The organism is Bradyrhizobium erythrophlei (genome assembly GCF_900142985.1).
GTDB lineage: Bacteria > Pseudomonadota > Alphaproteobacteria > Rhizobiales > Xanthobacteraceae > Bradyrhizobium > Bradyrhizobium erythrophlei_B.
In genome coordinates, this window is record NZ_LT670849.1 from 3,436,749 (window position 1) to 3,457,463 (window position 20,715).

Annotated in this window: 14 protein-coding genes and 2 pseudogenes; 6 read left to right on the forward strand and 10 right to left on the reverse strand. The window is 61.7% G+C overall.

What is annotated here, in order from left to right; all coding sequences use genetic code 11:
* The first annotated feature begins 17 nt into the window (after positions 1-17).
* A complete protein-coding gene (locus BUA38_RS16075) occupies positions 18-2,162 on the forward strand; it encodes a carboxypeptidase-like regulatory domain-containing protein (RefSeq protein ID WP_072819118.1) in 2,145 nt (714 codons plus the stop codon).
* A gap of 277 nt (positions 2,163-2,439) precedes the next feature.
* Here the strand turns inward: BUA38_RS16075 and BUA38_RS16080 are convergent.
* A pseudogene (locus tag BUA38_RS16080) lies at positions 2,440-2,697 on the reverse strand (tyrosine-type recombinase/integrase); the annotation flags it as partial.
* Between the two features lie 235 nt (positions 2,698-2,932).
* Between BUA38_RS16080 and BUA38_RS16085 the strand changes: the two are divergent.
* Complete coding sequence (locus BUA38_RS16085) at positions 2,933-3,403, forward strand: hypothetical protein (RefSeq protein ID WP_197685936.1); 471 nt, start codon at positions 2,933-2,935, stop codon at positions 3,401-3,403.
* A gap of 48 nt (positions 3,404-3,451) precedes the next feature.
* On the opposite strand, the gene BUA38_RS38040 is transcribed toward BUA38_RS16085, so the two are convergent.
* The 5 genes and pseudogenes from BUA38_RS38040 to BUA38_RS16110 form a co-directional block, all read right to left on the reverse strand.
* Positions 3,452-3,688 (reverse strand): DUF6429 family protein, encoded by a 237-nt coding sequence (locus tag BUA38_RS38040; protein WP_072819122.1) that lies wholly within the window; start codon positions 3,686-3,688, stop codon positions 3,452-3,454.
* Between the two features lie 294 nt (positions 3,689-3,982).
* Positions 3,983-4,558: a tetratricopeptide repeat protein gene (locus tag BUA38_RS16095; protein ID WP_072819123.1), complete on the reverse strand. Its 576-nt coding sequence runs from the start codon at positions 4,556-4,558 to the stop codon at positions 3,983-3,985.
* Between the two features lie 53 nt (positions 4,559-4,611).
* Positions 4,612-6,210: a hypothetical protein gene (locus tag BUA38_RS16100; RefSeq protein ID WP_072819125.1), complete on the reverse strand. Its 1,599-nt coding sequence runs from the start codon at positions 6,208-6,210 to the stop codon at positions 4,612-4,614.
* 817 nt (positions 6,211-7,027) lie between these two features.
* A pseudogene (locus BUA38_RS16105) lies at positions 7,028-7,255 on the reverse strand (cysteine synthase A); the annotation flags it as partial.
* A gap of 750 nt (positions 7,256-8,005) precedes the next feature.
* On the reverse strand, positions 8,006-11,104 hold the full coding sequence (locus tag BUA38_RS16110) for an autotransporter outer membrane beta-barrel domain-containing protein (RefSeq protein WP_072819127.1): 3,099 nt from the start codon (positions 11,102-11,104) through the stop codon (positions 8,006-8,008).
* 353 nt (positions 11,105-11,457) lie between these two features.
* On the opposite strand from BUA38_RS16110, the gene BUA38_RS16115 reads away from it, so the two are divergent.
* Positions 11,458-12,348 carry a hypothetical protein gene (locus BUA38_RS16115; protein WP_072819129.1) on the forward strand — a complete coding sequence of 297 codons (891 nt, stop codon included), beginning with the start codon at positions 11,458-11,460 and terminating at the stop codon, positions 12,346-12,348.
* A gap of 188 nt (positions 12,349-12,536) precedes the next feature.
* Here the strand turns inward: BUA38_RS16115 and BUA38_RS16120 are convergent, their stop codons facing one another.
* The 4 genes from BUA38_RS16120 to BUA38_RS16135 form a co-directional block, all read right to left on the reverse strand.
* Positions 12,537-13,355 carry a TIGR04222 domain-containing membrane protein gene (locus tag BUA38_RS16120; RefSeq protein WP_072819130.1) on the reverse strand — a complete coding sequence of 273 codons (819 nt, stop codon included), beginning with the start codon at positions 13,353-13,355 and terminating at the stop codon, positions 12,537-12,539.
* A 3-nt stretch (positions 13,356-13,358) separates the two neighbouring features.
* Complete coding sequence (locus tag BUA38_RS16125) at positions 13,359-13,937, reverse strand: glycine-rich domain-containing protein (protein ID WP_072819141.1); 579 nt, start codon at positions 13,935-13,937, stop codon at positions 13,359-13,361.
* Between the two features lie 218 nt (positions 13,938-14,155).
* Positions 14,156-15,796: a tetratricopeptide repeat protein gene (locus tag BUA38_RS16130; RefSeq protein ID WP_072819142.1), complete on the reverse strand. Its 1,641-nt coding sequence runs from the start codon at positions 15,794-15,796 to the stop codon at positions 14,156-14,158.
* Between the two features lie 527 nt (positions 15,797-16,323).
* Positions 16,324-17,022: a TetR/AcrR family transcriptional regulator gene (locus BUA38_RS16135; RefSeq protein WP_072819144.1), complete on the reverse strand. Its 699-nt coding sequence runs from the start codon at positions 17,020-17,022 to the stop codon at positions 16,324-16,326.
* A 172-nt stretch (positions 17,023-17,194) separates the two neighbouring features.
* On the opposite strand from BUA38_RS16135, the gene BUA38_RS16140 reads away from it, so the two are divergent.
* From BUA38_RS16140 to BUA38_RS16150, 3 genes are all read left to right on the forward strand, one after another.
* Entirely contained in the window at positions 17,195-18,451 is a 1,257-nt protein-coding gene (locus BUA38_RS16140) for an HlyD family secretion protein (RefSeq protein ID WP_072819146.1), read from the forward strand.
* Positions 18,448-20,049, forward strand: a complete 1,602-nt coding sequence (locus BUA38_RS16145) for a DHA2 family efflux MFS transporter permease subunit (protein WP_083587595.1) — start codon at positions 18,448-18,450, stop codon at positions 20,047-20,049. Before BUA38_RS16140 ends, BUA38_RS16145 begins: the two co-directional genes overlap by 4 nt.
* Positions 20,050-20,137: 88 nt before the next feature.
* A complete protein-coding gene (locus BUA38_RS16150; RefSeq protein ID WP_072819147.1) occupies positions 20,138-20,671 on the forward strand; it encodes an antibiotic biosynthesis monooxygenase family protein in 534 nt (177 codons plus the stop codon).
* The last annotated feature ends 44 nt before the right edge of the window (positions 20,672-20,715 follow it).

The following is a 20,715-nucleotide window of genomic DNA, read 5'->3' on the forward strand; positions in this document are numbered from 1 at the left end:
AATCGGGAGGACGAGCCATGCGAATTGTCCGCATTCTCTGTGGCATTGTAGCTTTGATTGCGATCACCGTCTCGCCAACCCGGGCGCAACAAGCCACCACTCCACTCGTGGCAATCGACAATGACGACATCGGTGGCGTCGTGCGAAGCTCCAGCGGGCCGGAAGCGGGTGTGTGGGTGATTGCGGAAACGCGCGATTTACCGGTGCGTTATATCAAGATCGTCGTTACCGATGACCAAGGCCGCTATGTTATCCCAGATTTGCCGAAGGCCAGTTACGACGTGTGGGTCCGTGGCTACGGCCTTGTCGATTCACCTAAGGTAAAGAGCGAGCCCGGAAAACTGCTCGATCTTGCAGCAGTGCCGGCGCCAAGCGATGCCGCGGCTGCGCAGTACTATCCCGCGATTTATTGGTATTCGATGATGAAAATTCCTGAACCGGAGAAATTCGGGAAGGAGGATATGCCGGCGAATCTCAAGCTGACCGACTATCTCAACCTGATGAAGAACAACGGCTGCATCGGCTGTCATCAGCTTGGCCAGCTCTCGACGCGTACGATTCCGAAATTTCACATGGACCAAGGCAAGACCCATCAGGAGGCCTGGGTTCGCCGCATTCAGTCCGGGCAAGCCGGCGAGAATATGATCAACATCGCGGCGGGTCAGCTTGGCGGCGCGTCGTTCCCATATCTCGCCGATTGGACCGAGCGTGTAGCCAAGGGTGAGCTGCCTGATACGAAACCCTCGCGGCCGCAGGGCTTAGAACGCAATATCGTGGTGACCCTTCGCGACTGGCACAATGACAAGCAGTACCTTCATGATCTCATCGCCAGCGATCGACGCTATCCGACCGTCAACGCTTATGGCCCGCTTTACGGGCAATGCGAGCATGCCTGCAACGATATGCCGATTCTGGATCCCGTGAAGAATACGGCCACGAATTTCAAACTTCCGGTCACCAACGACATGCCGTTGGCGCTCGGGCCGGGCAACGCCGGTTCGATCACGATCTTGATGCCCTCTGCCTATTGGGGCGAAGAGAACATTTGGGACAGCAAAGCCAATAACCACAACTCGATGTTTGACCGTAAGGGCCGCATTTGGTTGGCGGCGACGAGCCACCCCCCAGCAAATCCGGATTTCTGCAAGAAGGGTTCAGACCACCCATCGGCCAGGGAGTTTCCGATCCAAAGCACCAACCGTCGGATAACGATGTACGACCCCAAGACAGGCAAATACACCGCTTACCAGACCTGCTTTGGTTCGCACCATCTGCAGTTCGGCTATGACGCCAACGAGACGCTATGGGCGAGCACCGGTGGCGGCGGCGGGCATGTCGGCTGGATCAACACCAAGATGCTCGACGAGACCGGCGATATCGAGAAGTCGCAAGGCTGGACCGCATTGGTGCTCGACACCAATGGCAACGGCAAACGCGACGACTACGTCGAGCCCAATCAGCCGGTTGACCCGACCAAGGACAAGCGTATCGGCGCCTCATTTTATGCAGTGATGCCGAGCCCGGTCGACGGTTCAATCTGGGGCACATTGCGTGGCAACCCGGGCTCTGTCGTGCGGCTGGATCCCGGCTCCAATCCGCACCGCGCATTGGCTGAAATTTATAATGTGCCGCTGCCCGGCTTTGGCCCGCGCGGCGGTGATATCGACAAGCAGGGACGTGTCTGGGTCTCTTTGGCGAGCGGCCATATGGGCGTTTTCGACCGTCGCAAGTGCAAGGGTCCGCTTAATGGTCCGACCGCAACCGGCGACCACTGCCCGGAGGGCTGGGCGTTCTACCAGTACCCGGGTCCAGGCTTCAAAGGTATCGGCGAGAACAGCGCCGAGTCGAGCTACTACTCGTGGGTGGATCAACACAATACATTTGGTCTCGGCGAGGATATCCCGATGTCGACCGCCAACTTGATGGATGGACTCGTCGCCCTCAACAAGGACGGCAAGATGGTCTCAATCCGCGTGCCCTATCCGCTCGGCTTCTACGCCAAGGGCTTCGACGGTCGCATCGACGATCCGAACGCGGGCTGGAAAGGTCGAGGTCTTTGGGCAGCAAACGGCGACCGCACACCGTGGCTGATCGAAGGCGGCAAGGGCACCAAGCCCCTAGCAGCTCATTTTCAGCTACGACCCGACCCGCTGGCGCACTGAGGCGACCGGACCAGTTCCGATTTCCCTGACCGCTATCAAGCGTGATGGGCAAATACCGGACCTGTTCTTGGTTGAGTGAGCGATACGCTTAGTACAGCAATGTCGCCTCATGGCACGAAACCGACATTCCGATGTAGTCGCCGCATGTCCGCTGTTGAGGGCAGAACCGACATGCCTTTCAGGCTGAGCCACTTCTGTTTTTGACCCGTAGGAGACTTCCCACACCGGTGGTTCCCGCCTTAAGCGGTCTCTACGGAGAGAACACGAACAGCACCGTGATCTTTAAGCGATCCGCAGTGTATCCGCCGGCAGCAACATCTTCAACCCGCATGGTGACGACATCGCAGCCGCGAAGCTTGCTGTCGATCGCCAGATTGAACATTGCGAGGTCGCGGACGCGGCCTTCGATCTGGAGCTTCGTCCGGATCGACCAGACGTGTTTTGGTTGCAGCGGCGGCTTTGCCCCAGTCAACTTGCCCTTATTCCAGGGCACCCACTTATGAGGCGTCGAAGTGGCACTCGTTTGATCCAGCATGGGTCATACTCCTCGGTTCAGAGGAGGAGAGGATGTGCCATTGGCGAGGAATCGGTGATCCGGTCAATCTGTTCCCTATGCCGAAGGTCGGGTATCTTGAGCTAGCCGAAAGCTCGCGCCTAAAACCATCATTGAAGGGCTCGTAACCGTGGTCCGTAGCAAGAACACCTCGCCAACCTGGAACGACGTTAAGACCGCGCTCCTGGATTTCGATCGGGTGGGCCTTCGGGGTCTCGTGCAAGACCTCTACTCCGCGAGCAAAGACAACCAGGCTTTTTTGCATGCCCGCTTAGGCTTGGGTCTCGATCAGCTCCAGCCCTTCAAAGCAAGTATTTCCAGATGGATATCCCCGGACCTGATGAAAGGCCAATCCGTATCGGTTTCGAAAGCCAAGAAGGCGATTACCGACTACAAAAAGGCCATTGGGCGCCCGGATGGGATGGCTGAGCTGTCGATATTTTACTGCGAGGAAGCAATCGGCCTTCTGGAATCCTGCAGCCTCGAAGATGAAATCTACTTTACTGCTTTGATCCGCATGTATGGACGGTCCCTAGAAATCGTATCTGACCTACCTACTTTGGAGCGCAGCACCTACCTCGATCGCCTCGATAAGCTTAGGTCACGCGGGAGGAGCGTCGGCTGGGTGGTCGAAGAAGAATTCGATCGCCTTTGGTATGACGCAGTGGACGAGCAGAAGGGTGAGTGAGCGCACCGTCAGTCGCGCAGCTAGTCGAACGAGGGACGGGTAAGAGCTTCAGGCTTCACGCCTCACGGCGAACAGCTTTCGGAATAATGATTCGGACTGACGCAGGCCTTCATCAGTGAAAACGACGGATTTGGCCTTGCCGACTGGGTCCGAAATGAACCCCTTTGTATGGAGCCGCCCCATTGCGGCCCAATCGAAGGATTTCCAGGTGCGTATCGCGTCGTGACGCCCGAGAAATAACAACGCAAGAACGGCCTCATCGATGCGATCTCGGTCTACGTCCATGATCGATGACCTCCGGGGAAATTCGGACCGCCGAACCTAAAGATACCTCGGTTATCGAATGCGCAAAAGACCTAGTGCCGTCGCCAATTGGACGCTGCGCCACGCAGTGTAAAAAGGCCCCGAAGCCACGAAGCGGAGCTCCAGCGCGCAAAGTGAGGTCCGCTCTCGGGGCAGAGCAGACGAGGGCAGCGTGCTCCTCGACTTCCGGTTTTTGCCCATAACGGAAGTCGCGCGCTACCAATAAGCGGCGCTGCCGCTCGTGTTAAAAGCTCTCTTGCGGCGCTCGATCTGATCTCAGCGCGCAGCCAGCTTTTTGTACGCCGCAAGGGCCCGCTTGAGGTCGTCGTATTCCTCGCAGGGAAGCAGGCAGAGATTTCCCAGAGCCGCCAACAGTTGTTCGGCCTTGGCGGACTCGCCGAGTACCAGATAGGCCTCGCCGAGATGCTCATGGGCGCTACGGTGGCGGGGATTCAGTATCAGCGCCTGCTGGTAGTGGCCAATAGCCGGCCCCAGTTGACGCAGTCGCCGATGGGCATAGCCGATGTAGTTCTGAATATCAGCATTAAGCGGGTCACGCAGTGCGGCGAGTTCGAATGCTGCGATGGCACCATTCCAATCCTCCGCGCCCAGCGCCTTCTTGCCGGCCTTGAAATCGGGGTCGAGCTGCGCCCATTCGGCATCCGATGCGACCAATGCCATGGTGGTGCAGATCGGCCAGTCTTCAGGCTTGGTGGTTGTCTTAGCCCCGCGGTCGAGCGCAGCGAACAGCGGTGTATTCCCCTTCCACCACCCAAGCGGGCGTAGTGTGTAGGCGGCCACGCTGGCGACCAGCGCACCGAGCATTGCAGCAAATGCGATCGCGCGGATCATCGCTGTTTTCTCGGATTTGACTGCTGTCGGGCGTGGGCCAGACAGCCGAGGAGTTATTTTCCTACACCTACGGTATCATCGCGGCGTGAGTATGCCTTGGCCTCTCGGATTTCCTGCCGCTCAGTATCGGCGTTCTTGGCCAAGTCGACCAGCTTGCCGAAGTACTCGGATGCCTTCTGGCGGTCACCGGCGCTGTCGGCAGCGCGAGCGGCTCCATTGAACGCGCGGAATCGGTTGGGACTCGCCTTGAGCGCGGTCTCGAATTCGTTCATGGCCGCTGTGGGCTGTCCCATCTCAAGCAGCAATTCCCCGAGCAATTCGCGCAACGGATAAAGGCGATTCTCCATCGCCACATGCTTGAGGCTACCGTCTTCGCTGTCGGCGGCTGCCCGCATGAACCGCAGGGCTTGATCGGGCGCACCTTCCTTAAGGGCCACCCATGCCGAAATGGCCAGCATTTGCTCCTCGGTGCGGTCGGCCCAGTAGGACTGGTCGGCGCGCTGAAGGGTCGTTCGCAAAACCTTCATCGCTTCGATCTCTTCTTTAGCGCCCGCGAGATTACCGGTGCGCGCCATGCCAAGGCCGCGCGTGAAGCGGATCAGCGAATCCGCCATGGGATATTGGGTGGGGGTCATCGGCAGCGCGGCAGCGTTAGCCCAGTCAGCCCGTTCCAGGACATAGCGCGCCGGCATAGCGGCCTTGGCAGTGAAATTGACGAAATTTATCGGACGATCGCCGCGGTCAGCAGTCGCGAGCGACTTCCTGATCATCGCATCGGCTTTGGCATCCTGCGCGAGCTGCAGGTGGGCATAGACCGTAAAATCCGCCGCGTGATAGTAATCGGGCTGGATCTCCAGCGCCGACGCGTTTGAGGCAATGGATTCATCCCAAAGCCCGACCATGGAGTAGATGTGCGACGGCATATGCCGCGCGTGCGGCACGGCCGGCGCAATGCCGGCATAGCGCCGCGCTGACGCGATTCCCTTCTCGGCAAGCGGCGCAAAGTCGTAAGCGTGAATGAGGTAGTGCGTCACGCCCGGATGCTGCGGGTTCTGCTCGAAGAGTTTCTCCAACAGCGCCGCGGATTTGATCTGGTTGGCGTAGGTGAGGTCGCTTTTCGTCGCCGACGCTTGAAGCGTCAGCGCATAATAGGCCCGTACCTCATAGTCGTCCGGATAGTTTTGCGCCATCTGCTCCATCGCGGCATTGTAGGCTGCCAGCCGGGCATTCGCAGGGACCTTGTCATGGTCGCGGAAATAGGCGCTCAGCGCCTCGATCCAGTCGCGCTCGCGTTGAGTTTTGGGCCCTGCGGCCCGCGCTTTTTCGAGTGCGTCCCAGGCTGCCTGCGCCTCGGCCCGGGTCGGCGTGGTTGCCAGGGTATTGCCGAGGAAGTCCATCGCCACACCCCAATAAGCCATCGCGCAAGTGGGGTCCTGCTGCAGGATCTCCTCGAACTTCCGGCGGGCAATAAGGAACCAGTACGAATGCAGCATCGCGACGCCGCGGTCGAACTCGGCCTGGACCTTGGGATCACAGGAGGTAGGGAAGACCACCTTTCCGAGTTTTTCGTCTGGCTGACCGATTGCGCCGCCTGCGAGCGCCGCGGTGATCAGGCCAGTGGCAAGCAAAATTCGACCCGATTGGGTGTGCATCGTAGATCTCCTCTCTGGCTTGCGAGCGATGGTCCGTGAGCTTGCTCCATTGATCAGGTGCGGCTTCGTCTATTCCTTTCGTCTCCAGATTTTTGACGGCTGCGGGGTCGTCCTGCAAAAGGCACTGCGACGCGGATATGCGCATCGGTCCAAGGCGCCCAATCGTACCGGCAAAAAATAATATCAAGTGAGTTGGGTAGTACTCGCCCGCCGAAGGCAAGGCGCTGCCTTTCGATTACAGGATTTCGGCACGTCCTGTCGGTGGCTCGCCGATCGAAATTACACCATTTCCCATGCGCCTGAAAGAGCCGGAGACTTCCGTGCTTGGCATTAGCGGACGTCGGGCCCGGGCTGTGCCGTTTCCGTTGTCGGAAGTAAAGCGAACATCGCGGACCAGCGGTTCTCAAAATCCGCAGGCTTGTTCGCGTCAACTTTGAGGCCAGTAGTGCCGTCGGTCCAAGGCGAGTGCGACCGCATGGTGGCGGTGGTCGCGGCGACAGCGGCAGAGCGACATCCACTAACCCAGTATCCCCCTGAGCTGTGGGTCGCGGGAGCTTTGCGTAAGGTTCAACAGCGATGCGACCAGCATGCGGATCAGACAACGAGGCTGTCCCTATTTTGCGCATGGACGAGCTACTTCCGCCGTAACGGAACGAAGCGCAGTGACTTCCGATATTGGCACAAAACCGACATGTCGTTGCAGTCGCCGCATGTCGGCTGTTGGGGGATGAACGGACGTCGATCAGACATCGCCTGAGGTCCGAGTTTGACCCGGAGCGGGCATTGCGAGGGGGATGTGCAGCCCCGTGGCGGGTTGTTATTCCATCCAACGTGGGGTGGGCAGATTTTTCTTGCGCAGGAACTCCGGGTTGAACAGCTTGGATTGATAGCGCTGTCCGCCATCCGCGAGGATAGTCACGATGGTCTTGCCTGGACCGAGGTCGCGTGCAAGTCGCATGGCTCCAACGATGTTGATGGCGCTCGACCCACCCAGCACAAGTCCTTCATGCTCGATCAGGTTGAATAGAACGGGCAACGCTTCCTCAACCGAAGAGAGATCGCCGAGCACGATCCGCCGCGTTCGCTTGTGTTCGTCACGGTATTGGAAAATCCAGGACCGTCGTCCTGAAGCGAGCGCTCGGATGCCTAAGCCGCGGCATTCCTTGTCCCAGAACAATTTTTCATCCCGTCCCGGCGGGCAATACATCTTGCGGACGGAGGCCTTGGTGAAGGCAGCGCTTGCCGTTGATCCGGCCTTCTCGTTTCTGGCAGGCGGCAGAGAAATCGCTTCTGCGCCTGGAAGCAGTGTGGAAGCCGAGCGCGCAAGGGATGCAGATGGTTCGTGACGACTCATGAATACTCCCGTGCCAACGCACTGAAGGTGCCCGTCAAGAAGGTGGTGTCGCGCAAGCGGTTAGCAAGCGCGCTGATGGCTCTTGATGGCAACTGAGTTAACGTGAGATGCCTGGTCAAAACGCTCGGCGCAATCTACGAATCTGAGGGTCGGACGTTCGAATCGTTCCGGGCGCGCCATTTGCTCCGCTCAGAGCGGCAACCGACGCTCGCGGCAATTGTCCTGTTTGAATGTCAAAGAGCCGATCGCTTTCTCGCGACGGGAAATCCGCCCGTTCGCAAAACTTGATTCCAGCATCGGGGCATCAGGACCACACGATGTCGCTCGTCCAGTTGCTGACTGTAGTCAAGAGCAGTCTGTTCTGACGCGCGAGTGACGCAACAGCGCCGCTTGCGAATGGGGCAGCGAGCTTCCTGCGATTTCTTGCCCGCACGATCGACTCTAGAAGAATGTCCAGGTGAACTTGCCCTTGGCGGTATGGACCTGGGCGTGCTGGGCGAGTTCGCCTTGATATTCGACGCCGAGCTTGACCTGTGCCGTGATGCGCCAGTCGACGCCGCCCTCGACCAGGGCGGAGTCGATGGCAATCGGCACGCCGGCCACCGAGAAAACGCCGCCGCCATTCTGGAATGCCAGAGCCGCGGTGGGGGTGACATCGCCGAAGGCGTGCTGCCATGTCAGCGCGGCGTGCGGGTTCAGCACGGTGCCGCCGGGAAGCGTCCATAGCGTGCCCGCGCGCACGCCGAGCGAGGAATAGCCTATGTTCTCGTTGCTGGCCGATCCGGAAAGGGCGGCGATGCCGCCGTTCTCGGCGAACGCGGCGTCGTGGACGCGCACATAAGCCAGGCCTGCGAACGGCTCGATCGCGATCCGGCCGGTTGACGCGCCGTAGCCGACCTCGCCGAACGCCTGGCCGGTGTAGCCGTCGAGATGCGCCTTGGCGCTGTCGGCGAAGCCGGGGAAGGCGATCACGCGGCTGGTATCGATGCTGTCGAAAGAAACCACCGCGCCGCCGCGCAGGTGGAACGAGCCGTAGCTCGTGCCGGCGTAAGCGCCGAGCAGGGCGCTGTTGATCCCGGCCGTGCTCGATCGCCCGTCGATATTGAGGTTGGTCGCGGTATAGCCGCCCATCAACCCGACCCGCATCGCGCCAAAGCGCGCATCGGTGCCGGTGAGGAAGCCGCTGAAGTTGCTGCGCAGAGCCGCCGCATTGCCGTTCGCATCGGCATCGACATGGCCGACGCCGCCCAAGCCTTGCACCCAGGTGGTCAGGTCGTGCCAGGTATCGGCGGCGGCCTTGGCGAAGCCGGTCGAGCTATCGACGCTTGCGGCATAGCTGAGCTCGGGCCCGCCGAAGGCGAGCGCGGCGGTGTTGCCGCTGGAATCCGACTGACGCAGCCGGCCGAGGATGGTGTTGCGCGCGAACTGGGTCTCGTCGGCCTGGGTGTTCTGCACGCTGCCATAGACTTCGCCGGACAGCGCATTGAAAATCTGCTGCGCGCCGGCGATGCTGGTCTGGCCGAAAAGAATTGCCGTCAGCGCGTTCTGGGCGCCGGCGTTGAGCGCGTTCGCCACCGCTGTCTGGTTCGGCGTCGCCGCCGCCGTGTTGAATGGCTTGGCGGTGAGCGTCAGGTCCACTTCTTGTGGCGTCGGATAACTCAAGGTCGGCGACAGGAAGATGCTGCTGGTGGTGACGCCGGCAAAGGTGGTGCCGTTGGGGCTGCCCGCGGTCAGGATGGTGTAGTTGGTCGCCGTCAAATTGGCGGACTGCGCCAGTACCTGCACGGTGCCGCCGGTCAGCGTTGCCGTGCCGCCGACGGCGAGCTTGTCGGTCTGTCCCGCCGCATTGACATTGACGTTGAAGAACGAGCCGACGTTGAACTGGGTGTTGCCGGTCACGTTCAGCGTGGAGAACGGACTGGCGGCGCCGGGCGCGATCGTGCCGCCGTTCGCGATAGTGACGGTGCCGACGGTGCCCTGGCCGCCCAGCGTAGCGCCGGCATTCACTTGCACGGAGCTGGTGAGCGAGGCCCCGGGATGGCTGGCGTCGCCGACCACCAGCGTGCCGCTGCTAACTTGCGTAGAGAAAAATGAGGAAACGCCATTCAATGCCCACAGGCCGCTGGCCTGCACTTGAAGGGATTCCCAGCTCGTGAAATTATTATTGTTGTTGCCGGTGCCTTGCAGGATGAGCGAGTCCCTAAAAGACTCCGCACTGACCACATCGCCATTGATCACCGTGCCGGTTCGCAGGATCAAGAAACTGGGAGTATTGCCGTCGAAACTGATCGCCGTGCCGCCGGTCCCGGTGATGGTGCCGGCATTGATCACCGTCGCGTTAACGGAGTTGGTGTCGATGCCGATGGTCCCGGTGATGGTCCCGCCGGCCAGGTTGGTGACGGGGACGGGGGCGCCGTTCGAGATCGAGACGCCGGCTCCGGTTGTCCCGGTGATGGTGCCGGCATTGATCACCGAGTTGGCGAAGGCGTTGTTGCCAACAACCTGGACACCGTTGGTGGCGCCGGTGATGGTGCCGCCGGCCAGGTTGGTGACGCTGCCGCCGGCCTGAAGATTGACGCCATTGCCCGTCATGCCCGTGATGTTGCCGGCATTGAGGACGCTGCCGGAGCCGAGGAAGTATTGGACACCGTCGGTACCGCCGGTGATGGCGCCGCCCGCCAGATTGGAGACATTGGCGGAACCAACGAGCACGAATACGCCGGCAATGTTAAAAGTGGTGGGATTGGCGGTGGTGCCGGTGATGGTCCCGCTGTTGGTGACACTGCCGCCGTCGTTGAGCAGGACGCCAAAACCGCCGATGCTGCCGGCGTTGGTCACGGTGCCGGGGCTTCGCATAGGGATGTTAAGGGTGTTGTTGATATTGACGCCCCCGGCAATGCTGCCGCCAGACTGGTTGTTAACCGTCGCGCCTGCGCTGGAGGTGAAATCGCCGGCAATGGTGCCGGCGTTGGTCAACGTCCCGGTCGAAAAAAAATTGGCAAAGCCGGTGATGGTCCCGCCGCTCTGGTTGATGATATTGCCCGTTGCGACGCTGACATTGCCCTGGATCAGGCCGGCGTTGGTTACGGTGCCCGTGTTCGCAATGGACACACCCGTGATGGTGCCGCCGGCGAGGTTGGTCACGCTGCCGCCTTCGTCGAGCCGGACGCCGCCATTTACCCCACCCGTGATAGTGCCGGAATTGATGACGCTATTGCCCCCTACGGTGTTGAGGAAAATGCCCTCATCTAAGCCCCCTCCAACCCCGCCGTTGATCTGGCCCTGATTGATGACGTTCCAGCCAGTCAGCGTATCGCCGGTGACCCCGGGCGTCGGCCCCCCGGTCGGACCGATGACGGTGTTCGGCCCGAAGGTGAAGGTGCTGGTGTTGTTGCCGGTGGTCAGCGTGAAGGTGGTGGCCTGCGTGCCGTTGAAGCTCGCCGATTGCGCGCTTGCCTCGCCGGACAGGCCGGCCCCGAGCGCGAGCGATACAGCGAAAAGCCCGCGCAAACACGCGCGGTTGAAAATCCGGACAGCCATGACCCACGCCCCCATGAACCCGGTGGCAGTCGGTTTGACCCCGTCCCGCCTAACCTACGTTTTTTTTGTGGTTACCGTTTTCGCAAACGCCCCGTTCGACAACAACCGCTAGCGGCGTCGTCCCTGCGCACGCCCGCGGAACATTTTGCGTGCAATTCGCGAATCTTGCGCACCGTGATAAATCCGCACCGCAAACTGTCACTGCGGAATTCAAACCTGTTATCTCAGACGCGCTTCACCCTCTCGCAGCCGAGCGCAGTTGGGTTAATCCGGTGGTGACTGAAGCATCCTCTCTCTCATTGGTTCCAGTTCTGGAACCGTCCATCTTTCCTGCTCCTGCGTCGAAAGAACCCATGTCCGATTCCATCCCGCCGTTTGCAGGAACCTATCGTCCGCCAGAGGAAATTCTGGCGCATCCGAGGTTTTCGGCGGCGCGGGCGGCTTTCGTCGAAGCGGTGCTCGGGCTTTACGAGGGCAATGCGTTCCTCAATCGCCTGCTGCTCGAGGCGGTGCGCCAGGTCACATTCAACATGATCGTGCAGCTCCACTGCCGATACGAGGAGGCCGACCGGTCGACCTGGCCGACCATGCGGCTATTGAAGCAGCAGATGGTGGTGTTCGGGTTGTCGAGCCCGCGCCGCATCGAGGACCTCGTCGCCAAGCTGGTCCGTTTCGGTTTTCTCGCGCGGCGTCCATCGCTGCGCGATGGCCGGGTCCGCCTCCTGACGCCGACCGCCAAGATGATGTCGCTCGATCTGGATTGGCTGGCCGCGCTTCATCGCCCGTTGCAGGTCATGTTCCCGGATATCGGCTATTCGCAGCCGATCAAGCGCGATGTTGCGTTTCAGCGCGCCCAGCGCGTGGTGGCGCTGGGCTTTTCCGCCAGGGGCGCAGATGTTCTTGCAAGCAATCCCGGCATGTTTCTATTCCATACCCGCGATGCCGGCGTGACGATCCTGGTCAAGCTCATCCAGATGACGATGGCTGCCGGCAACAGCGCGGTAGAGCTGTCCTACAGCGATATCGGCGACCGGTTCGGCGTGTCGCGCACCCATGTGCGGAAGTTGCTCCAGGACGCGGAGCGTGCGGATCTCGTGCAGCTATCGGGCCAGGGCGAACGCCTGGTCACGTTGAAGCCCGCGATGTTAAGTGCGTTCGACCGCTTCGTTGCCGAGGGCATGTCTGGACACGATCTGCTGTTTGGCATCGCGCTGAGCCGGATGACAAGCGCGGCCGGCGCGTGAAACGCCAGCGCATGATGAAACAGCGCTCGATCAGCGCGATAGTGCTGGATCGAAGCCCGTCGCAGTTTCGCTAATTGGAGCGCGCAGCCGGCGCCCGCGTCATAGCACCACGGAGAAGGAGTATTGCCCATCTTCATCGGCCGTGGCGCGCCATTTGCTCATTCAAGCCGAGCCGACGATGGAGCAGTTCAGCTGCACCCGCCGCATCCACCGCCTCCGCCCCCGCCACAACCTCCGCCGCCACCACACCCGCTGCCATTGCTCATGGTCTGAGAGGCCGCGTAGACCGAGGCATAGGCGGTGCCCGATAGAACGACGGCGCCCGACAGCGCCACGGCAAGAAGCAGTTCATGATCGAGCGGCGCGCGCGAAGCCCGTGCATTGCCGGCCTGATAGCTCTTCAGAACTTCACTGCCGGCCCGCGTCCGCGTCGGACGCGTCGCCAGTGCGATCCCGGCCACGACGGTCAGAAAAAGAAGGACGACCAGAAAGCCGATGGGATGATGTCGTCCCTCGCCGATGTAGGCTTTCGTGACGCCGAACGCCAAAAGCAGGAGGACGAAGGGCAGGGTCTCCTTGCGGAACGACGCCATCTGTTCGTCGCTCGGGCAATAACCGAGCTGTTGCAAACTTTCCTGAAGCCGCTCGACCAGCGGCTTGACCGCCTTTTGAAACTGCTGCCGCGTCATCAACGGCTGCACCGAAAGAAGCGGCGGCCGGTCCATCAGGCCGGTTAGCGGCGTCTGGTTGGTGACGATGATCTTGTAGTCGCCGGGAGCGATGGTGGCGCCGCCGCCCGACATCAGATTGACCAGCACCGCGTCGCCGACGCGGCGCGGGCCACCGGCGAGATAGGCCAACTCCAATACTCCCAACCGGTGCGTGAAGTGGTTCTCGGGGCCGATCGACGATCTCATTCTGACGCCCATCAAGAATATGATGGCGGCGAGCGCAATGTAGAGCGAAAGGAAGGGACCAGCGGTCCAGTCGAACGGATTCCAGGTCATCGTTCACCTCCTGAGTAGACGGCGAATCCATGCGACGGGTTTGGGCAAGATAAACCAACGGCTTCGGTCCGTCGCATGGTAGCGCGGGCCAGCGAAGCGCAGATGCGTCGCGGGCCAGAGCTGTGGACTCGGTGGTCCGAACAGGCGCTCGTGCAATGCGAGCGTCTCGGCATATTGCCGGCGATAGGTCATCTGGGCTTCGGGGCCGCCGGGCGTGGGATCGTGGTGTAGCTGCGCCCGCAGCGTCTCTCCGCACCATCGATCCCAATAGTCGCGCGAATAGATGAGATGCTGATGCCAGACCTCGTCGACGATTTCGCTGGGTGTGACCGGCGTCGGCGACACGATGGCGAGAAAGCAAAAGCGCCGATAGGCATCGACGGCCGCGCGGGCGTCCTCAAGACTCCAGCCGTGGTCGCGCGCCAGCCGTTGGGTAAAATTCAGTGCTGTGTCGGGTTCGAAGTCGTGCCGCTCGACGCGCTGCCACAGCTCTTGCCGTGCCGGCGTCCAAACGGGCTCGTCGGACTGAATGTCAATCTTGAACGTCGCTCGTTGCAACGAAAGCTCGCGATGTTGGTCCATGACGGATAGCATCGGATCTCTAGCGAACGATGGGCATTGCCACGCCAATTATATCGAATCGATTATAACAAAATTTGTGGTTCCGCGGTGGAAGCCGGACGCCCTTACCGTTCCAGGCGCGTCATTTGGCCACCATAAGCCGTCAACTCATTGTCACGACGACTTTGCGTCACGACGGCTTTGCTTGTGCCTGCCCAGTTAAAGGTGAAGTGCGACGGTCAGCCTTCCGGCAATCCGAGTTCGACCATCTGCTGGAGGATCTTTTCGCTCTGTTGCCGGTAAGCCTCGCCGGTCTCGCCAGCATTGGTAGGCACCCTGACGTTGGCGGCCGTCGATCCCGGCCTCATCGCAAGTCCCTTGGCCATGGTGGCCTTTGCCTCGTCCAATCGTCCCAGGCGCAGATAGGCCACGGCCAGCAGCATGTATGAACGTCCCGATGCCGGCGTGATGGCGATCGATCGTTGCAGCCACGGCACCGCGTCTTCGTTGCGTTCCATGAGCACGTCGGCCCATCCAGCCCCGAGCAGCCAGGTCCAGCGCGATACCTCAGGCGTATTGAATCGGTCGGCTTGCTGGAACGAGGCCAGCGCGTCCTCGAAACGTCCGAGCTGAATCTGGGCGAGACCGATATGGTAAAGCGCCATTCCGTCCCACGGGTCCAGGCTCAGCGTTTTCGCACAAGCGACAAGGCTCTCGACGAATGCGGTGGTGGCGCTGAGAAAGCGGCAATAGGCTTCCAGCGCCGGAATGGAATCCGGCTTGACGCGCAACGCATGCTCTAGCGTCGCCCTGGCGCTGGCCCGCGCCGCCGCGCCGTCCGCCGGACTGTACCAGACCATCTGAATGCCGCGGAGCTGAAGGGCCGCAAGCGAGACGGCGATGTCGACGTTGTCGGGATCGTCGGTGAGCGCCTTGACCAGGATCGCCTGCGCCGTTTCGAAGCGGTCACGCGAGGTTTGCATGATGGAGGCGGTCGCCTGCTCGATGACGGCGCTGGTGCCGTGAATCGGCGTGTTGGCATCGAGCAGTTCGCCGATGCGTACCGCCAACGGATGACCGATGCCGGCGGCGAGCCGAGATAGCTGCATCGGCACGTCGGTTTCTTCCAGCATGATCGACACCGGCGCCGTCCACACGATTTCGCCGGTCGCGATCCGGGTCATGCGCGCGCGGACGTCCCATGACCGCTCGCTCTTGCGCAATTCGCCCTGCACCGCGAAGTCGGCCTGCGCCGGGCGCGGGCCCAGCGCTGCGATCGATGGCGCCGATACCCGGATCGTCTCGATCTTCGCGAGGCCATCGGCAAGGCGCTGCGTCACGTTTGAGGCCATCGCGATGGCCTCACTGTCGCCGTCGGCGGCGACGATCGGCATCACCGCAATGATGGGCGGGGTCGACCTGAACACGCCGGGCCTGACCATCGTCGTGACAAAAGCCGCAACGGCGATCGCGCAGCCGACCGCGACCGCGGCAAGGCGGCGCGAGCCGGACGGCCATCGCGGTGCAGCTTCGCTGGTCCCGCTCGCCTTGGCCGGCGGAACATTCGCGGACAATGGCGATTGTGCGCCCATGGTCGCCGGATCGGTCGAGACGGCGGCCGTGAAGAGGTAGCCTTGGCCGGAAACCAGCTTGATCAGTTGGCGCTGATCGTCGCCGAGCGCGGTCCTGAGTTCCCGGATGCACTGAAACAGGCTGTCGTCGCCGACGTGGACGTTCGGCCAGACCACATCCATGATCTCTTGCTTGGTCACCACGCGTCCGGCGTTGCCTGCCAGCAGGTTCAGGAGGCCGAACGTCTTCGGTCGGAGCCGGATGGCGTCGCCGTCGGGACCGCGCAACTCGGCGCGCGGCAGATCCAATTCAAAGCCGGCAACGCAGCACGATCCCCTCGGGGGTACTCAAACCATTGATGCCGAGGCGATATCAGAAAGTGGCCATATCTGAAAATGCCGACAAACAGGCTCTGGGCCCAAAATATCAGAAAAACTTCAGAAAGTACCGGAGCGGCTGTCAGGACTGTCCGCAGAAGGACAGATATGGTCGCCTCGGTAAAATCATAGCGGCAAAACCATATCCGGAGTTGTGTCGACCTTGGCGGGGGCTGGGGTCGCGCGAGCCGATCTCCGGGTGATCGGCAACCAAGGGGCGATGCATTCCTTACCAATGGCGATGACCGATCGCGCCGCAAGCCAGCTCAACGCTCTGCCGGGTCAGTCATGAACGTGGCGAAGGCCTAAGTGCTTGGGACCGCCGTCGGGGCCGATTATTCGGCCTCGGCATATACGTCAGCCGGCTTTGCGCTGGCCGGCGGCGGGACCAATTTCAGCGCGTCGTCGTCGTCGGGCGCTGCATCGCGTGACGGCCGGCAATTCTTCAACTCGCGCATTCAGCCGCCATGGCGGCAGGCGGCCAGAAAGAACGGAACGCGGCCTTTGACGTGGGCAGTGACTTCCTCGCTCAACACGTCGACCTTCTGTTCAGCCAGTCCACGCATCAGCATCGGCATCACGACCAGATCGAGGAAGGCTCTTGCCGTCACCGCGATGCGCTCGGGTGCAAAGGCCGGCAACCGGCCGATTTCATCGGTCTGCGCCATTTCGCCAAGGAAGCCGACGGCGACTTCCGTGCTGAGCTTTTGCGCGTTTCGGCTGACCTGGGAGGCAATCTCCGGGAAGCGGTTGACCTCGGCGATGGCGAGCCGCAACAGCGCCATCCTTTCGCTCTCCAGCGTCCATTGCAGCATCGCGATCGCAACCCGCACAAGGCGCTCCTCGATCGTCCCATCGATCGACATATCGCTCTTGAACTGCGCGATCCGCCCGACAACGTCGCGCATCACGACCGCGGTAAAGAGGGCGCGCTTGTCGCCGATTCGCGCATAAATCGTCGGCTTGCCTGACCGCGCAGCCACCGCGATTTCATCGATGCTGCTGCCCTCGAAGCCACGCTCAAGAAAGACCTTGTGAGCGGCGTCCAGGATCCGCTCCTCGACCTCGCCCTCCATTTCCTTTGGCGGGCGTCCCAGCCGCACGGTCGCGCGGGCCGGTGATTTGCGACGCGCTGGCTCTTCCCTTAAATCATTCATTTTACTGTATATTCCTGGATCCTGTGCAATTCGGACGGTGAGATCTCTCCCCGCAATTTACGCACATCCGGCCCTGAAATCAAATAAAACTGAACAGTACAGTTCTTATTGACCAAGGCGCCTTGGGTCATTATAGAACGATACAGTTTCGTTTCATTCAGAGGAGCACGACATGTTCGACGACGGAGTTCAAGAAAGAGGGGGGATCGCGGCTTTGGACGCGGGTGTACCGCCAGCGACGCAGGAGCCGTCCTGGGAGCGCGGGGTGGCGGCCAGCGTGACCGCGAAGGCGCCGGCACCGAAAAATCCGGAACAGCCGCCGCCGCGGAACGACAATGCGCGCCCGACCGCCAAGCCAGCCGAAGAAGGTTTTCTGCGCCGCCGTCCGGTCGTGTCGGTGATCGGCGCGCTGTTGTTGGCCGCGGCTCTCGGCGGCGGCTACGTTTACGTGGATCAGGCCTCGCATTTCCAGTCGACCGATGACGCCTTTGTCGCCGCGCGACAGTCCTCGCTCGCTCCGAAAGTGTCCGGCTACATCACCGCCGTTCCCGTGACGGACAATCAGCATGTTGTGGCCGGTGACGTGATCGCCCGCATCGATGACCGCGACTACCGCGTTGCGTTGGAACAGGCGGAGGCGCAGGTCGGCGCAGCGCAGGCAAGCATCGAGAATATCGACGCGCAGCTCGAAGTGCAGAAGGCGCAGATCAGCGCCAACCAGGCGCAGGTCGATCAGACCCAGGCGGCGCTGGTGTTTGCCCAGCAGCAGGCGGCGCGTTACCAGCACCTGGAGCAAACCGGCTACGGCACGGTCCAGAACTCCGAGCAGTACACCTCGCAATTGCGCCAGCAGCAGGCCGCGGTTCAGAGTGCGCAGGCGACGTTGAATCTGGCCCAGCGTCAGGTCGAAGGCCTCAAGGCGCAGCGCAAGAGCGCGGTTGCGAACCTCGCGCAGGCCGAAGCGCAGCGCGACCAGGCAAAGCTCAACCTCTCCTATACGACGGTGACCGCGGCCCAGCCGGGACGTGTCGTCAACCTCGGCGCCGCCGTCGGCCAGTTCGCTCAACCCGGCACCAGCCTTACCACGTTCGTTCCCGATGAGATCTGGGTGACCGCGAACTTCAAGGAGATCCAGCTCGAGCGCATGCGGCCGGGCGATCCGGTCACGCTGAGGATCGACGCCTATCCGGGCCGCGCGATCCGCGGCCATGTCGACAGCGTCCAGCCGGGATCGGGCACCGCATTCTCGCTGCTGCCGGCCCAGAACGCCACCGGCAACTACGTCAAGATCGTCCAGCGCGTGCCGGTCAAGATCATCATGGACAATCCGCCCAAGGATGGCGCGCTCGGACCGGGCATGTCGGTCGTGCCGACCGTGCGTATCGACTCCGCGTCTTCGCTCTTTGAACGCCTGGGGAGGTTCCTGTGAGTGCCGCCACGATCGAAGCCAACGGTTTTCCTGCGAACAACAGCGCCGTCGCTGCCACCAGTCCCTGGCTGATTGCATTCATTGTGGCGCTTGCGAGCTTCATGGAGGTGCTCGACACCACGATCGCCAACGTGGCCTTGCCTTACATCGCGGGCGGCATGGGGGTGAGCGAGGACGAGGCGTCCTGGGTGGTGACCACCTATCTGGTCGCCAACGCCATCATCCTGACCGCCTCCAGCTATCTGGCGCGCAGGCTGGGCCGCAAGACCTTCTTCCTGATCTGTCTCGGCATCTTCACGCTCAGCTCGCTATTGAGCGGCTTTGCGCCCAATCTGAACGCGCTTCTTGTGTTTCGTATCATGCAAGGCGTTGGCGGCGGCGGCATGGTGCCGGTCGCCCAGTCGATCCTGGCGGATTCGTTCCCGCCGGCCAAGCGCGGCCAGGCGTTTGCGTTGTTCGGTGTTGCGGTGGTGGTGGCGCCGGTGGTTGGACCGACGCTCGGCGGCTGGCTGTCCGACAACTGGTCCTGGCAGTGGTGTTTTCTGATCAACGTGCCGGTTGGCGTGCTCGCGATGGCCGCCATCGCGATCATCCTGCAAGAACCCGCCCGCGCAAAGGACGAGACGCAGCAAGAACGCCGGTTCGACGTTGTCGGCTTCGCGCTGGTTGCGACGTTCCTTGGCGCGCTTGAAGTTGTGCTGGACCGCGGCCTGGAGGACGACTGGTTCGGTTCGCCTTTCATCGTGACGTTCGCGGCCATCTGCGCGCTCGCGTTCGTGCTGATGATCCCCTGGGAATTGAACCATAAGAACCCCGCCGTGGACCTGAGAATGGTGGCAAGCCGCCAGTTCGGCGCCTGCTTCCTCGTGATGCTGGCGACCGGCGCCATCCTGCTGGCGACCACGCAGTTCTTGCCGCAGCTGGTGCAGCAGGATTTCGGCTACACGGCCACCTGGGCCGGCCTTGTGCTCTCGCCGGGCGGCGTCGTCACCATGGCCATGATGTTCGTCGTCGGCCGCCTCGCCGCAAAAGTGCAGCCGAAATACCTGATCATCGCAGGCGCGCTGGTGATCGCGCTCTCGATGTACGTCATGACCAACGTCTACGGCGATCTCGGCTTCTGGTTCATGGCGCGTTCGCGCATGCTGCTCGGCATTGGCCTGCCGCTGATCTTCGTGCCGATCATGGCCGCATCCTACGACGGCATTCCGCCCTCGAAGAGCGACCAGGCGTCCGCATTGATCAACGTCGCGCGCAACACCGGCAGCTCGATCGGCGTGTCCCTCGTCTCGAACGTGCTTACCCATCGCGCGCAGTTCCATCAAAGCCGGCTGGTTGAACAGATCATTCCATCGAGCGCGCAGTATCAGAACACGTTGCAGCAGGTGACGACTTTCTTCACCAGCCACGGCAGCTCGCTGGCGCAGGCCCAGGATCAGGCGGTGCAATGGATTAGCGCACAGGTCCAGGCCCAGGCGTCATTCCTGTCCTATGTCGATGCATTCTGGGTGTTGATGCTGATTGCGCTGTCGGCGGTGCCGCTCGCGCTGACGCTTCGCAACGTCAAGCTCGGTGGTGCGGTGAGCATGGGCCACTGATCGATGGCATTCCACGGCCGCGGCGATTACAGTCGCAAACGCCGATCCGCCGGATGACCTGGCGGATCGCGCATGCGGACAAGGGCTCATGATCGGATTGTTTTTTGAAGTGACGCCTCTGGAAGGACATGCCGAGCACTACTTCAATCTCGCGGCCGCGCTGAGACCGGAACTCGAGCGGAGCGGCGGCGTCGAATTCATCGACCGCTATCGCAGCATCGACAGACCCGACGTCATCCTCTCGCATCAATGGTGGGCTGACGAGGGAGCGCTGGTCCGCTGGCGTCATCATACCCAGCATCGCGCGATCCAGCGCGCCGGGCGCGAGCAGCACTTCGCCGACTACCGCCTCCGCATCGGCCCCGAGGCCGATCCGTCGCGGGCGCGCTCGGTGGCCCGCGCCGTCTGGGTCACCTATTACGATGCGAAACCGGCGGCGCCGATAGCGGGCGAGCTATTCAAGAGCGTCTACCGTGAGGGAAAGTTTCTGGTGCTTTCCGATCACGAGCCAGCCGCAGAAGCGGCTTGGTCCGATCGCAAGGCCTTCGAGATCACGCGCGACTACGGAATGCACGATCGCGCCGAGGCGCCGCAGTCGTACCCGCCGGTGGCGCGCGACTAGGTTTTTCACGCGAACCGGTATCCACGTCGCTTGAAAACGCTTTC